Source organism: Helicobacter monodelphidis (assembly GCF_003288845.1).
Lineage (GTDB): Bacteria > Campylobacterota > Campylobacteria > Campylobacterales > Helicobacteraceae > NHYN01.
This window is the reverse complement of record NZ_NHYN01000012.1, coordinates 1-14,864: the sequence shown is the minus strand read 5'-3', so window position 1 is coordinate 14,864 and position 14,864 is coordinate 1. Positions and strand designations below refer to the sequence as shown.

Sequence of the window (14,864 nt, the reverse complement as noted above, 5' to 3'; positions counted from 1 at the left end):
TAGGTTTTTTTAGATAGTTTGAATTTCTTGAACTTGTAGAATGCCATCTCTATGTGTGAGAATACGCATTTTTCCATCATCAAATAATGCAGGATTAATGATTTCTCCACCGAACAAAACACTTCCATGTGTAATTTGTGTGAGTATCATAAAATTTCCCTCGCATTCTATTATGCCATCAATATTGCCATAAATTTGAATATCCCCTTTTGCATAAATTCTAGCTCCACTATTGACGCGTCCATAGATGATAATGCTACCTTCGCAATGAATCTCCTCGCCACTACGAATAATCCGATTAAGATAAAGATTGTGTGGTTGTTGATTATTCTGTTGGGTTTGTTCTTGGGGAATGTTTGGTTCTCGCGTGGGTAAGATGCTGTGGTTAGATTGTTTGGTTTTAGTGAGAAGTGGATTAAGGTATGTCGAATCCATAAAGATAAGATTTTCTTGTTGCAAAAATGCTTTAAATTCGCTACTTGGTTCTGTGGGTAAAAGCAATAAAAAGCCTTGTAACAAGAATTTGTTGCGTTCAATATACTGCCATAATGCATTCTCGTCACTGGGTTGAAATTCAAAAATTCTTAAGTTTTTTTGCTTTGCGTGAATCATCATCTACCTTCATTTGATTTCCTTTTATATCGTCTGAAACATAAGCTTTTTTAAGAGCAATTTATCTTGTCCGTGACTGAATGAGTTTATTTGCATTCTCGATAACGCGAAAAATGTTATCTTGCAACCATCGCTTATCAAGCCATTCAGCAGTGTTGGATTCTAAGCCTTGAATGGTGATTCCAAAATGTAAATGGTCACCCAATACCAGCCCTGTAAGCCCTGTTTTGCCGATTGTTGTTCCTGCTTCTAGTCTATCACCCTCTTTGATATCGATTTGTGTCATATGTGCATATAGGCTCATCAAACCCATTCCATGGTGAATTAATACCATATTACCATAAATGCCATTGAATCCAGCAAAGGTTACCACGCCACCGTTTGTAATAACGATGGGTGCTTGTTTAACGCTTGCAAAATCGATACCTAAATGGTAGGATTCGCTAATAATCTCATTATTGTAAGAGAAAAAGCGATGATCGCCAAAACCAGCAACAGCTGCCCCGTTACGCAAAGGATAGAAGGCGGTTAGGCGAAAATTTTGTGGATTCACAAGTCCTGTGTCATAAGCTTGTCCAATGCGTAAAATATTACTTTCATTCTCACCTCTCACTTTTTGATTAATATAGGTGAGACGTTCTGCAAGAGAATTAAAGGATTGCAATTCTCTTTCACCTACTTCTTGAATTAAAGAGCTTACTTTACCTTCTAAGAAGCTATCGTCAACTTTGATTGTAGATTCCCTGTATTTTTTGTTTTGGCGATAAAAAGGAATGATGGCACTAGAGACATTTCCCGCTTTATCTTTTGCAAAAATTTGTGCACTGAAGCCCTCGCTCTTGATGTTCCAATTAAGTAGAGCGGCATAATATCCATCATCAGCAAAATAAACTGGCACAAATTCATCTTGTCCATTTTTAATAACGATATTGCTTAAATTGTCGTCGATGGCACGAAAAACAACAAAAGCTGCACCACCCTTAGTGATTTTATAAGAATGTGCAATGACTTCAATTTGTGGACGTTTAGTGTCAACTTTTGCTTGAATCTTCAAGGAAGTAGAGTTTCCAAAAAATAGGCTTGAGTCTGTCGCGACAATTTCAATTTCTATGCCATCTTCTTGCATAAACATCGTGTTTTTTGGTGGGTCAATCTCAATCTCAACTTCTTTGGGTGTGCCTTCTGGGTTCACAGAGTCTAAAAGTAATGTTTCTTTGCTACTATTCATATAGACGCGGTAGTTCTGAATGCCTGAATCATCAGTAATTTTAATTTTTAAGGGATCTTTATAATTCCAATAAATCTCATTTTTGCTATGAATGGTTGGAGGGCTACTTTCAAAAAGTGCACTATTGAATAGAGCGAATGTAGCTATCCCTATAATGACGATAAGACATAAAACTAGAAATTTTTTCATTCACTTTCCTTTTTTAAGAAATGGTGTAATTTGGTGTACTCGGATTTTTCTAGAAATCTCCATTTTTGTAAAGCGAGTTTTCCTAAGGAAGCAAAACCAAAGCGAACGCGTTTAATGTCCATAACATGCGTATCAAATGCCGCAAAGAATCTACGCAATTCACGATTCTGCCCCTCAACAATGCCTACTTTCAAACGCGTATATCCTCCGCTTTCTTGAATAATCTCAAAGCCGGTAAAGGGTGCAAATTCCATTGATTGAATATTGTTTAATCTATGTCCTCCAGCTCTTGCATCTTCTAATTTCAAACCTTCCAGCATACTTCTTTTTATTTGCTCATTCACATAACCCTTTATTTTGAGATAGTATATTCTTTCTAATGAGCTGTGCATTAGCTTTTGTGCAACCATTGGGCTATCAGTCAGCATTAAGAGTCCATTACTTGCAAAATCCAACCGCCCGACAGGGATAAAATGAGAAAAACCAGAAGGCAAAGAATCATAGATAATGCGTCTTCCTCTATCGTCTTTCTTGCTTACAATTTCCCCTTTTGGTTTGTGATAGATGATAACAGAGTATTGATTTTTATCTTTTTCTTTGATGAATTGCCCATTTACAAAGATTTTATCATTTTTATAAACACTATCTCCGAGCTTTGCAATCCTATGGTTAATTTTTACGCATCCCTCATTAATTAAGCGGTCTGCTTCGCGTCTTGAATATTGTGAATTGTGGGCAAGATATTGATTTAAACGCATTCTATGCCCCATCGCGCCACTGTAGTGTTGGTAAGGATTCTTTGATTCGGCTACATACTTGCATTGCTGTTTGGATATAAAGTTCATCGCTTCCGCTTTTAATGCTAAGATGTAATTCTCGTCGTCCTTGATGAATAATAGCTTGTGAGTGAAGTTCTTCAATAATGCATGGAGAATCTGCCGCATTTAGTAGCAAAATCAATGGTTCTGTAGAGTCATTAATGATATCTTCATTAATCATTTCCGTGTTCACTTTGCTTTTATGTGCAGTGTTGAAATCAATAATGCTATTGACGCTCAAGCGGATTCTTTCTCCATCGCGTTCAAGTTTGCATTTAAGGCAGATAGGCTCTTGTTGTAATTTATCGCCAAGATTTTCTAATTCTTGTACAATGGAATCAAAAGCAGTAATTTCTGTAATACCATAGAAATCAAGCAAGGAGATAATGCCAAAACGATTTCCTTTTTTACTAAATTTGATTTTAATGTCTTCAACTTTACCAACAAGAAGCAATGTAGATTCATCTTTTACACGTTCTAATTCATTGCTTTTTGTGTAGTTAATTTTTTCAATTCTTTCCTTAAATGCGTCTAGTGGATGTCCGGAAACATAAAAGCCTAAAGTTTCTTTTTCAAATTCTAAAATTTCTTTGATACCATATTCTTCTTTTTCTTGAATATTGATATTGAGTTGCACAAATTCCTCTACATTGCAAAATAAGGAATTTTTCTGTTCTTCTTTTGCTTTGTGCGTCATTCTTGCCGCCTCTGTAATATCTTCTATGGATTCTAGCAAGGCACATCGTGAGTAACCAAAGCTTAATGCACCGCTTTTAATAAGGGATTCCAAAGTTTTTTTGTTCACCTTTTGTGGGTCAATTCTTGAGATGAAGTCTTCTAAATCTTTGAATGGAGATTTGTTTCTTTCTTCTAGTAAAATATTCAAGGCAACTCCACCCACACCTTTAATCGCACCTAAACCAAAAAGAATAACTTTTTCTTCTCCCTTGTCAGCAACGCTGAATTCAATGTTTGAGTGGTGAATATCTGGTGGTAAAACAGCAATACCCATACGTTTGGCTTCTTCTATGTACTCTACAATTTTATCTGTATCGCCACCTTCTGAAGTGAGAAGGGCTGCCATAAATTCATGTGGATAGTAATGCTTAAGATAGCTTGTTTGGAATGTAATCATTGCATAAGCAGCTGAATGGGATTTATTGAATCCATAGCCTGCAAATTTGACAATTAAATCGAATAACTCATCAGCCTTTCTTTTGTCATAGCCTTGCTGAATTGCACCCTGCAAAAATTCACCTTTAAGGCGGTCCATTTCAGATTTAATCTTTTTTCCCATCGCACGTCGTACAAGGTCTGCACCACCTAAGCTGAATTTCCCAATTTTTTGCACAATTTGCATCACTTGTTCTTGGTAAACGATAATGCCATAAGTTGGGCGAAGAATCTCTTCTAGTGAATCAAAGGTATAGGTGATTGGTTCTTTGCCATGTTTGCGTAAAATAAAGTCATCAAGCATTCCTGATTCCATAGGTCCAGGTCTATACAGAGCTAACATCGCAATAATGTCTTCAAAAGACGATGGTCTCAGACGTTTGGCTAAATCCTGCATTCCTTTAGATTCTATTTGGAATAAGCCGATGGTCATTCCACTTGAGATAAGGTCATAGATATGAGTATCATTCATATCAAGGGTATCTAAGTCAATGGTTTTATTGTAGCGAAATTCAATAAGTTTAATTGCTGCATCAATGAGCGTGAGGGTTTTTAAGCCTAAGAAGTCAAACTTAATCAAATCAATATCTTCAAGATATTTCATTGAATATTGTGTAACGATTCTCTCTTCGCCACTAGGTTTATATAAGGGGGTTTTATTCCATAATTCTGCATTAGAATCAATCACGACAGCAGCAGCGTGAATTCCAGAATTGCGCTTTAAGCCTTCTAGCGATTTTGCAAATTGCCAAACTTGCTTTGCATTCTCGTTGCTTGAAATCAGTTCCTTAATTTTAGGTTCTTTTTGAATTGCACCCGGAATAAAGCCCTCTTGCCCTTCGGTCCCAATTCCATTGAGGGTAATTCCTAGTTCATCGGGAATGAGTTTTGCCATTGCGTCAGCTTCTTGATAAGGCATACCCATAATTCTTGCAACATCGCGCACAACCCCTTTTGCTTTAAGTGTGTTAAAGGTAATGACTTGTGCAACATGGTAGCGTCCATATTTATTGACGACATATTCAAAAATTTCATCGCGACGATTTTGGCAAAAATCCATATCAATATCTGGCATACTTACACGTTCTGGATTCAAGAATCGTTCGAAAAGCAATGCATAGCTCATTGGGTCAATGTTTGTAATGCGTAAAGCATACGCTACAAGACTTCCTGCAGCACTTCCTCTTCCTGGTCCTGTTGGAATTCCCATTTCTTTTGCAGCACGTACAAAATCCCAAACAATTAGCATATAACCCGGAAATTTCATCTCATTAATGATTTTCATTTCATATTCTAAACGTTCCCAATAAAGAGAATGCTTTGCTTGTGGAATGTGCTTTAAACGTTCTTTGAGTCCTTCTTTGCAACGATGAATAAAATAATCTTTATCTTCGGTAGTGTTGTCTAAGCCCTCTTGCTGTGCGTATTCTTTTGTGAATTTAAAGCTAGGTGGTGTTGGGTTGCCTAACTTTAATTCTAGTGTGCATTTCTCTGCTACCTCTTGTGTGTTTTCCAGTGCTTCTGGAATATCTAAAAAAAGCTTATGTAATTCTTCTGGGCTTTTGAGATAGAATTCATGAACGCTATGTTTGAGTCGATTAGTGTCGTTGTAGTCTCTGTTTGTAGCAATGCACATAAATGCGTCATGGGCTTCTGCATCCTCTTTGTTGAGGTAATGTGTGTCATTTGTGGCAAGAATCTTAATGTTTGTTTCTTTGCTTAATCGGATAATTTGTTCATCGATTAAAAGTTGGTCTTTAATGCCATGTCGCATAATTTCTAAGTAATAATCCTCGCCAAAAATATCACGATATTCCATAGCGATTTCATAGGCTTTTACATAACCTCCAGCGGTTAAACCATTGCGTTTTTTAATCTTTTCTTCTGTATTGTTGTTGGTGTTCAAATGCCATTGCACTTCACCTTGCAAACAAGCTGAAGAGCAAATAATGCCCTCACGCAATTCATACAATAATTGCTTATTGATACGCGGTTTACTGTAGAATCCATGAATGTAGGCTTCAGAGCTTAGCTTCATTAGATTTTTGTAGCCTACTTCATTTTTTGCATACAGACAAAGATGGAAATGGTAGCGTTGACTTTTATCGTCAATTTTCTCACCATTGTGGACATAAGCTTCAATGCCAATGATAGGTTTGATGCCTTCAGCCTTCATTGCTAAATAAAATTCCAATGCTCCAGACATTGTGCCGTGGTCTGTTAAGCTAACGCTATGCATTCCTAATTGTTTGACACGTTTGGCAAGGGCTTTAATTTTATTGATGCCATCAAGCATAGAATATTCAGTATGCAGGTGCAGGTGTGTGTAAGCAGGTGTATTTCTCATATTAATCCTTGTGATTATTGTGTATAGCCCCAATACCTCTTCAGGTAGTCATAGCCAGAATATAGTGTAACCAAAACGGCAAGCCATAGGAGAACCGTGCCAATTTGCATATATTCCATTAATAAAAAGCCAATAGCCCCAATTTGCAAAGTTGTCTTGTATTTACCCAAATTAGAAGCAGCAACACTAATACCTTTGCTAATTGCAACAACGCGTAGCCCAGTAATAAAAAATTCTCGACTTAAAATAAGAAAAATTGCCCACACATCAGCCCTCTTTAGAATCAATAAAGCCAAAAATGCTGATAGGATTAGCATTTTATCAGCTAATGGGTCGAATACTTCACCAAAAGTTGTGGTGATTTGGTGTTCTCTTGCGATGAAACCATCAAAAAAGTCTGTTATGCTTGCTAGGATAAAAATCAAACAGGCAAAATAATCCCTCCAGCTAGGGTGAATGGGTGGCGGAAGCAAAAATTCTCCATAGAGCACAACCCCCAATAATAAAAAAGAAAAAACAATGCGTGAAAAAGTAAGAATATTAGGAATATTTCTCACTGAAAGCTTGTTCCTCCATCGATGACAATAGTTTGTCCTGTTAGCCATGCACTTTCAACTGGATTGCAAAGGAAGTAGCAGGCTCCTGCAATATCTTTAGGTGTTCCCATACGATTTAATGGGGATTGCTCCTCAACCTTAGCCTTAATTTCTGCATAATCTGGAAATGCTTTTAAGGCATCTGTGTCAATGGGTCCTCCACTCACAGCATTGACACGAATTCCCCATTCTCCCAACTCTGTCGCGGCGTACTTTACCATTGTTTCAACGGCATTCTTGGAATTCCCATGTCCTGCATAATTAGGCATATAAACAAGATTTCCTGTAGAACTCAATGAAATAATGCTTCCTCCACCGACTTCTTTCATACGCTTTGCTGCTTCTTGTGCTCCCACAACAAAGGCTAGAACGGTCGCCGTATAGATATTATTTAATCCTTTAGGTTTTAGTCGCATAAAGGGGGCAAATCCACCAACAACACTTTTGCCATAAATAATTGCATTGCTGACAAAAAAATCAACGCGTTCAAAATCAGCATCGATTTGCACAAACAACTCTTTATATTGTTCGGGTTCTAGTACATTCAGCGGATAATAACATGCCTTAACACCGTAAGTTTTTTCTATATCATCTTTAATCTTTTTTGCCTCTTCCTCATTCTTGTTGTAAGTAAAAGCAACATTCACTCCTCCTTGTGCAAACCGATACAAGATTGCCTTTCCAATGCCTCGTGTCGCACCGCTGATGACTAAAGTTTTTCCTTTCATAATTCCACCTCATATAATTTGATGATTTTTTCAATTAAACGATAATTGCCCTCGTTAGGCTTTAGTAAAGGCAAACGATATTCTAAACTTGGTATTAAACCAGCAATAAACATCGCTGCTTTAATAGGGATAGGGTTTGATTCCACAAAAAGCGTATGGTTGATTGGATAAAGAGTTTGGTTAATTTGTCGACTTTCTTTATCTTCCCCACTCATGGCACTTTTTGTTAATTTTGCAATAAGACGTGGAAGTAAATTTCCTGTAACCGAAATAACTCCTACCCCGCCAGCGGCTAAAATAGGATAATTAATCGCATCTTCCCCACTTAGTATTTTAATATTTGGCACTGAAGTAGCAATAGAGATTGTTCTTTCCATTGAACCACTTGCTTCTTTGATGGCGTAGATATTTTTAATTTCTGCAAGCCTTGTGATAGTTTCTATTTCAATGCTAATGCCTGTTCTACCCGGCACATTATATAGCATAACTGGAATATCCACGCTTTGTGCAACAGCCTTATAGTGCTCAAAAAGCCCTTCTTGCGAAGGTTTATTGTAATAAGGTGTAACAGAAAGAATGGCATCAGCCCCCATTTTTTGTGCAAATTGACTTAAGTCAATCGCTTCTTTTGTAGAATTGCTCCCTGCTCCTGCTAAAACCTTAACGCCACTATTTTTACAAATTTGCACAGCAGCCTCAATACATTCTTTATGTTCGTCATGTGAGAGTGTTGCAGATTCTCCGGTTGTACCAACTGGAACAACAGCATCCATTCCATATTGAATTTGCCTCCTAATAAGTTTTTCGTAGGTAACAAAATCAATTTTCCCATTCAAGAATGGTGTAATCAATGCACTCATTGAGCCAATTACTTCAGCCATACCCTAACCTTATTTTTTTAGAATCAAAGTGGTGCGAACATTTTTTGTAAAATAACGATTCGCTACCGCTATAATATCTTGCTTAGTAATTTTTTGTAGTTTTTCTTCAAACTCTAGCAAGGGTGTAATGTCTCCCTTTGCATAGTAGCTACCAAACAAGCTTGCAATAGAGCTACTACTTTCAATGGAGTACACAAAGCTTGAAAGTAGATTTTTTTTAACCTTAGCAATTTCATTATCGCTAATGTCGCCTCTTTGTAATTTTTCAATTTGGTCAAGAATCCCTGTTTCTACTTTTTTTGCATTAATATTTGGATTTGCAATACCTAAGATAAAGAAAATACCATCATCAATAGTATCCATGTTACGCACATAGATGGAAGAAGCAAGGCGATTTTTCTCTACAATGTTACGGTTGAGCTGGGAGCTTTTTCCGCTACCTAAAATGAAACTTAGCATATCTAGGGCAAGCTGGTCTTTATGATTAAAGGGGGGGGTTTTAAACGCGATAGCAACCATCTCAACTTCACTCTCCTTTTTAACTATCGCACGTCTAGGTCCATCTTGCGGCGGTTCTTTTTGATAGAACGTTGGTAAATCCGCTTGATTCTTAATAGTATTAAAATGTTTTTCCACACTTTGGAAAACGATTTCAGGTTGAATATCTCCACTCACAACAACAATTGCGTTTTTAGGTTGGTAATAGATTTTATGAAAAGAACGAATGTCTTCAATTGTCCAATTTTCTATGTCTGCCATAAAACCAATCGGTGTCCAATGGTAAGGGTGATAGGTATATGCGGTGTTAAATAAGCGAAAATAAAGATAACCGAAAGGGTCGTTTTCTGTTCTCCATCTTCTTTCTTCAGCAACAACATTTCGCTCAGGCTGGAATTCTTCATCTTTCAGGGCTAAATTTTGCATTAATTCACTAAAGAGTTCTAAGGATTTATCAAGATTCTTAGTCGAACTTTTAATATAATAATGCGTATAGTCCAAACCAGTTGATGCATTTGTTGTGCCTCCAAATCGTTTAATAATTTGGTCGAATTCACCAGCTTTCAAATTTTTGCTAGATTTGAAATTGAGGTGTTCAAGCATATGTGCAATTCCGCTCTTTCCCATAATTTCATTACGAGAGCCAACACGGTAAAAAATATTTGTTGCAATAACATTTGAGTGGTTTTCAAGAGGAATTACCACAACTTTTAGCCCATTTTCTAAAGTTTTTTCATAATGCTTGGGTAACGCATTTGCCATAAGCACTCCTGTAAAGAATAATAAAATAAATAAAGCCTTATTCATTGAATATCCGCCCCTATTGCCTCTGTGATATGTGAGAATCCATCTTTCTCTAGACACTCAACCAAACCTTCTTTTATAGAATAAATAAGGCGAGGTCCTTCGTAAATGAGAGAAGTATAAATTTGCACTAAAGAAGCACCTTTTTTAATGCGTTTGTAGGCTTCTTGTGCAGAATCTATACCACCTACGCTGATGAGTATGGTTTGTGAATAAAAAGCCTTACCTAAAGATTGAAGCATTTCAAAGCTTTTTTGCTTTAAAAGCTGTCCGCTAATCCCACCAAAATCCTTAGCACTTGAGCTTAGGCTATAGTCGGTTGTTGTATTTGTTGCAATAATCCCACTTGCACCCTCTGCAATCGCTTTTTCAGTCAATTCTAATGCGGTATCAATGCTCATATCTGGTGCAATTTTTAAAAAAATTGGTTTTTGTGTGATAGTTTTTGCAAGTGAAAAAAGCTCCGTAATAAATTCCTCATTCTGCAAATCTCTGAGGTTTGGCGTGTTGGGTGAAGAAAGATTAATTGTTATATAGGAGGCATAAGGTGATAATTTCCTTAATAAACTTTCGTAATCATTTAAAGACTGTTCATTCGCTGTTGTTTTATTCTTACCGATGTTAATCCCAAGTGGGACGATAAAAGGGGTGTAGGAATCTAGTTTTTTAGCGATTACTTCTTGCCCCTTATTGTTAAAACCCATTGCGTTTTGGATTGACTTATCCTCTTTGAGTCGGAATAATCGAGGATGCGGGTTTCCTTCTTGAGGTTTTGGGGTAATTGTGCCAATTTCAAGATGAGAGAAACCAAGACTAGTTAATAACTCCAATGCTTCACCGTTTTTATCAAATCCTGCTGCTAAACCCACAGGTGAACTGAAAGGTAAACCGGCAATGTTTAGCTCTAATCTTGAATCAAAAAAAGCATATTTTTTTGCTAGAAATGATAAGCTAAAAGGACAAAAACCTAAGAGTTTTGCAAGTCGTATTGTTAAATCGTGTGCCTTTTCTGCATCAAGTTTAAAAAGAAGATTCTGCCAAAATGTATAGTTAAGCATTATCTGCCCCTTGCCTATATAAACTTGTTTTTGCCTGAATACCTAAAAGCCCCAATCCTACATTTAAGGAAAGTGCAACCATTTGACAAAGTTTGAGTAATTCTAGTTCAAGTGGTGTTTGAATGACTCTGTGCTCTGTATAAAAACGATGGAAGACATTTGCAAGATTTTTGAGGTAATCGCTCATTTTTACAAGATTGCGACTTGTGAATGCATCTTCAATCACCTGTGATAATTGCAAACTTAAAAAAAGCAAATCTTGTGCATCTTTTTTGATTGTCTCATCAGAAAAAAGCTTTTCCAAAGAAGTTTGCCTAATCTGTTGTTGCGTTTTCTGGCTTCGTTCAAAAAGTGTGTGTATCCTAGCGTATGCATAATGAATATAGTATATGGGGTTGCTTGAATCCTCTCTTTTAAAATCCTCTACATCAAATTCTAAATGTGTATCATTCTTTTTGCTTAAAAAAACGAAACGTAATACATCAGCTCCTACTTCAGAGATAACATCACTCATCAAAATAAAATTTCCAGCCCTTTTACTCATTTTATAGGGTTCTCCGCCCTTAAGCAAGGTGACCATTTGTGAAAGTAGAACTTCAAGTTTGCTAGAATCAAATCCTAGCAGAGAGATTGCCGCCTTGACACGTGTAATATAACCGTGATGGTCTGCACCCCAAATGTTAATGTAATGCTCAAAATGACGATTAAACTTGTCGTGGTGATAAATAATATCTCCCGCAAGATAGGTTGGCTCACCACTTTCGCGCACAACAACGCGGTCCTTTTCATCGCCAAAAGATTCAGACTTAATCCAAATTTTTGAATCTTGCTCATAAATTCCACCATTTTGAAGTAGTTTACTTTTGATGGAATCCCATTGCGTATAGAGAGTTTTCTCGCTAACATACGAATCAAATGTAATACCAATTTGTGCAAGATTTTGTTGAATCTCTTGCAACATTAAATCCTTAGCAAAAGAAGAGATTATTGGAATATTGGATTCTGCATGAAAAAACTCTTCTCCAAACTCGCACAAAGCCTTCTTTGCGATTTCTAAAATGTATTCCCCGCGATAGAATTGTTCTGGATATTCCACATCCAAGCCTAAGGATTCTCGCACTGCAAGATAAACAGATAAGCCTAGAAGAAAAATCTGATTCCCCGCATCATTCACATAATATTCAGTTGTGATTTGATAGCCCAAGTGACGTCCTAAGGAAGCAAGGCTATCACCCAAAACTGCTCCTCTTGCATGACCGATATGTAAAGGTCCTGTAGGATTTGCACTCACAAATTCAAGAAGAATCTTTTTATCTTTTTGTTGCTTACCAAAATGCTCCCCCGATTCTAATGCCAAATCACATAATTGACAAAGAAACTGTGCTGAAAGAGTGAAGTTGATAAATCCGCCAACAGCCTGAATCTTTGCAAAAATAGAATCCTTTAAGGGTGATTCCAACAATGTCTGCACGATACCTTCTGCGATAATATTTGGATTCTGCTTTTTTTCTTTTGCAATAACAAAGGAAATAGGTGTTGCATAATGTCCAAATTTCTGGTCTTTTGGACGCTCCAAAATTATTTTCTCTGCATCCAAAGAAAGTACTTGTGCAATTTGTTGCTTAACTTGATTGTGCAAACTATTCCCCTATTGTTTAGGATTTGCTGTGGGTTCTCCTGCAACATTCATTGTTTGATTGGGCTGTTGTGCAGGTTGTTGCATAGGTTGTGCCGGATTAGCCTGAATGGGTTGTGCAGGTTGTTGCATAGGTTGCTGTGTGGTTTGCATTGGTTGCACGGGCTGTGTATTTTGCATAGCAATAGGTTGACTGGGCTGGTTTAATTGATTAGCCTGATCGTCTTCTCCTTCATCGTCCTTGACGGCTTTTTTAAAATTCTTGATTCCTGAACCCAAACCCTTGGCAAGCTCTGGAATTTTCTTTGCACCAAAGATTAAAACAACGATGGCAAGAATAATTAGTAGTTGTTGAACGCTTGGTCCCATTATTACTCCTTTTTATTTGGGGATTATATTATTAAGATACTTTTAGCTTTCTTAGTTTGTGTTCCAATCTTGCATAAAGCTTTGAATATTGCAGTAAATACAACGATTTAAGATAATTTCAGCAATGCTTAGGATTTTTCTTTCTGCTTCCTCAAAACAATCATTAATAAGGATATAGTCAAAGCAATTTAGTTCCGCCATTTCCATGCTAGCGTGTTCTAGCCGTTTTTGAATCACATTTTCCTCATCGCTCCCTCGCTCGTAAAGACGTTTTTGTAATGTACTTTTATTGGGCGTTGTCACAAAAACGCAAGTAGCGTAGTCGCCATATTCTTTTTTGATGGCTTTCTGTCCTTGCACATCAATATCAAAAAGAAGAATTTTACCTTCTTCTAATGCTCTTTGCACTTGTATCTTTGTTGTGCCATAAAGATTGCCGTGTACGCGGGCATATTCTAAGAATTTGCCCTCTTTAATATCTGATTCAAATTGTTCTTTTGAGATAAAATAATAGTGTTGCCCATGAATTTCACCCATACGCGGTTGCCTTGTGGTTGAAGAAACAGAAAAGTAAACATTGCTAAAATGCTTAAAAAGGCTTTTAATTAATGAGCTTTTTCCTGCACCACTAGGACCGCTTAAGACAAGAATGCCACCTTTATAACGAGGTTTCATTTTTTCTTATCTGGAAAGGAAATAGAAATTGTCAGTTGCATTCCATCAAGTAACTGTTTCAATGCAGAGATGGGCAGCCCCTGCATAGCATTTAGGGCTTGAGTTGTTGCATTCGCTGGTGGTATGGCTTGGGCTTGAGTTTCAGATTCTTTTTTGTCTTCCATAGCTGGAATATTTAACATTAAGGAATCATCATCAATAGGAATTTCTATGTTGTCGTTTGTTTGTTCATTCACTGCATTATCCTTGTTTGTTGTTTTTGTTTCTTGAATAGTTTCTCCGAGTGCTGCACCGACTTCTACTTCATCGAGTGTGCTTAATTCACCTAAAGTGTTATCAGTTTCTTCTGTAACACTTGTTGTTGCGGTTTTTGCAGCTGTTGCAGCTGTTGCGGCAGCTTCAGCAGCTTCAATATCAATATCTAAATCTTGTGCACTAGGGGCAGAATCTAGCAAATCTTGAATATCTGAAGGATCTTGGACTTCTTCAGGTTCTTCAAGTAGATTTTTAACTTCAGCAATATCGTGACTATCTAGAATACTTTCAGTAGTGGCCGTATCCATTTCATCAACAGATTCTTCAGTGTCTAAATCCATTGCTTCATCAAGATTTAATTCTTCACCCATCGTATCTAAGTCTAAATCTAGGTCATCTGAAGTAGTATCGGATTCTAAATCAGTACCCAAATCGGTATCAGCCTCTAAGTCAAGATTTGGTTCTTCCTTTGTTTCTGTTGTTTCTTCTGAAGAATCATCAATGCCCAAATCTAAATCTAAATCTAAATCAGCTTCGTTAGCCTCTGCCTTAGCTTCAGTCTCTAACCCTAAATCATCAAGTAGTGTATCTTGTTCTATGGAATCTGGCGATGTAGTAGCAGATTCTTCAGTGTCTAAATCCATTGCTTCATCAAGATTTAATTCTTCACCCATCGTATCTAAGTCTAAATCTAGGTCATCTGAAGTAGTATCGGATTCTAAATCAGTACCCAAATCGGTATCAGCCTCTAAGTCAAGATTTGGTTCTTCCTTTGTTTCTGTTGTTTCTTCTGAAGAATCATCAATGCCCAAATCTAAATCTAAATCTAAATCAGCTTCGTTAGCCTCTGCCTTAGCTTCAGTCTCTAACCCTAAATCATCAAGTAGTGTATCTTGTTCTATGGAATCTGGCGATGTAGTAGCAGATTCTTCAGTGTCTAAATCCATTGCTTCATCAAGATTTAATTCTTCACCCATCGTATCTAAGTCTAAATCTA

11 protein-coding genes and 2 pseudogenes are annotated in these 14,864 nt (G+C 37.0%); all 13 read right to left on the bottom strand.

The window, feature by feature from the left end:
- Window positions 1-9 precede the first annotated feature (9 nt).
- The gene (locus CCZ01_RS06120; protein ID WP_112052346.1) at window positions 10-615 is read right to left on the bottom strand and encodes a septum site-determining protein MinC; all 606 of its coding nucleotides are present in this window, start codon (window positions 613-615) and stop codon (window positions 10-12) included.
- 58 nt (window positions 616-673) lie between these two features.
- Window positions 674-2,029 carry a M23 family metallopeptidase gene (locus tag CCZ01_RS06115; RefSeq protein ID WP_112052345.1) on the bottom strand — a complete coding sequence of 452 codons (1,356 nt, stop codon included), beginning with the start codon at window positions 2,027-2,029 and terminating at the stop codon, window positions 674-676.
- The gene (locus CCZ01_RS06110) at window positions 2,026-2,787 is read right to left on the bottom strand and encodes a pseudouridine synthase (RefSeq protein ID WP_112052344.1); all 762 of its coding nucleotides are present in this window, start codon (window positions 2,785-2,787) and stop codon (window positions 2,026-2,028) included. Before CCZ01_RS06110 ends, CCZ01_RS06115 begins: the two co-directional genes overlap by 4 nt.
- A 1-nt stretch (window position 2,788) precedes the next feature.
- Window positions 2,789-6,367: a DNA polymerase III subunit alpha gene (gene dnaE, locus CCZ01_RS06105; RefSeq protein WP_112052343.1), complete on the bottom strand. Its 3,579-nt coding sequence runs from the start codon at window positions 6,365-6,367 to the stop codon at window positions 2,789-2,791.
- A gap of 14 nt (window positions 6,368-6,381) precedes the next feature.
- Window positions 6,382-6,924: a CDP-diacylglycerol--glycerol-3-phosphate 3-phosphatidyltransferase gene (gene pgsA, locus CCZ01_RS06100; RefSeq protein WP_181566340.1), complete on the bottom strand. Its 543-nt coding sequence runs from the start codon at window positions 6,922-6,924 to the stop codon at window positions 6,382-6,384.
- The gene (locus tag CCZ01_RS06095) at window positions 6,921-7,691 is read right to left on the bottom strand and encodes an enoyl-ACP reductase (protein WP_112052341.1); all 771 of its coding nucleotides are present in this window, start codon (window positions 7,689-7,691) and stop codon (window positions 6,921-6,923) included. The genes pgsA and CCZ01_RS06095 overlap by 4 nt, the downstream gene beginning before the upstream one ends.
- A complete protein-coding gene (gene dapA, locus CCZ01_RS06090) occupies window positions 7,688-8,572 on the bottom strand; it encodes a 4-hydroxy-tetrahydrodipicolinate synthase (RefSeq protein ID WP_112052340.1) in 885 nt (294 codons plus the stop codon). Before dapA ends, CCZ01_RS06095 begins: the two co-directional genes overlap by 4 nt.
- A 9-nt stretch (window positions 8,573-8,581) precedes the next feature.
- Complete coding sequence (locus tag CCZ01_RS06085) at window positions 8,582-9,832, bottom strand: M16 family metallopeptidase (protein ID WP_112052388.1); 1,251 nt, start codon at window positions 9,830-9,832, stop codon at window positions 8,582-8,584.
- Window positions 9,833-9,873: 41 nt separating this feature from the next.
- Window positions 9,874-10,932, bottom strand: a complete 1,059-nt coding sequence (locus tag CCZ01_RS06080; protein ID WP_112052339.1) for a quinone-dependent dihydroorotate dehydrogenase — start codon at window positions 10,930-10,932, stop codon at window positions 9,874-9,876.
- On the bottom strand, window positions 10,925-12,571 hold the full coding sequence (gene argS, locus CCZ01_RS06075) for an arginine--tRNA ligase (protein WP_112052338.1): 1,647 nt from the start codon (window positions 12,569-12,571) through the stop codon (window positions 10,925-10,927). The genes CCZ01_RS06080 and argS overlap by 8 nt, the downstream gene beginning before the upstream one ends.
- 227 nt (window positions 12,572-12,798) lie before the next feature.
- Window positions 12,799-12,937: pseudogene (locus tag CCZ01_RS06070) on the bottom strand (twin-arginine translocase TatA/TatE family subunit); the annotation flags it as partial.
- A gap of 51 nt (window positions 12,938-12,988) precedes the next feature.
- Window positions 12,989-13,612, bottom strand: coding sequence for a guanylate kinase (gmk, locus tag CCZ01_RS06065; RefSeq protein WP_112052337.1), 624 nt, complete (start codon window positions 13,610-13,612; stop codon window positions 12,989-12,991).
- Window positions 13,609-14,864: pseudogene (locus CCZ01_RS10380) on the bottom strand (hypothetical protein); the annotation flags it as partial. The pseudogene CCZ01_RS10380 and the gene gmk, both read right to left, overlap by 4 nt.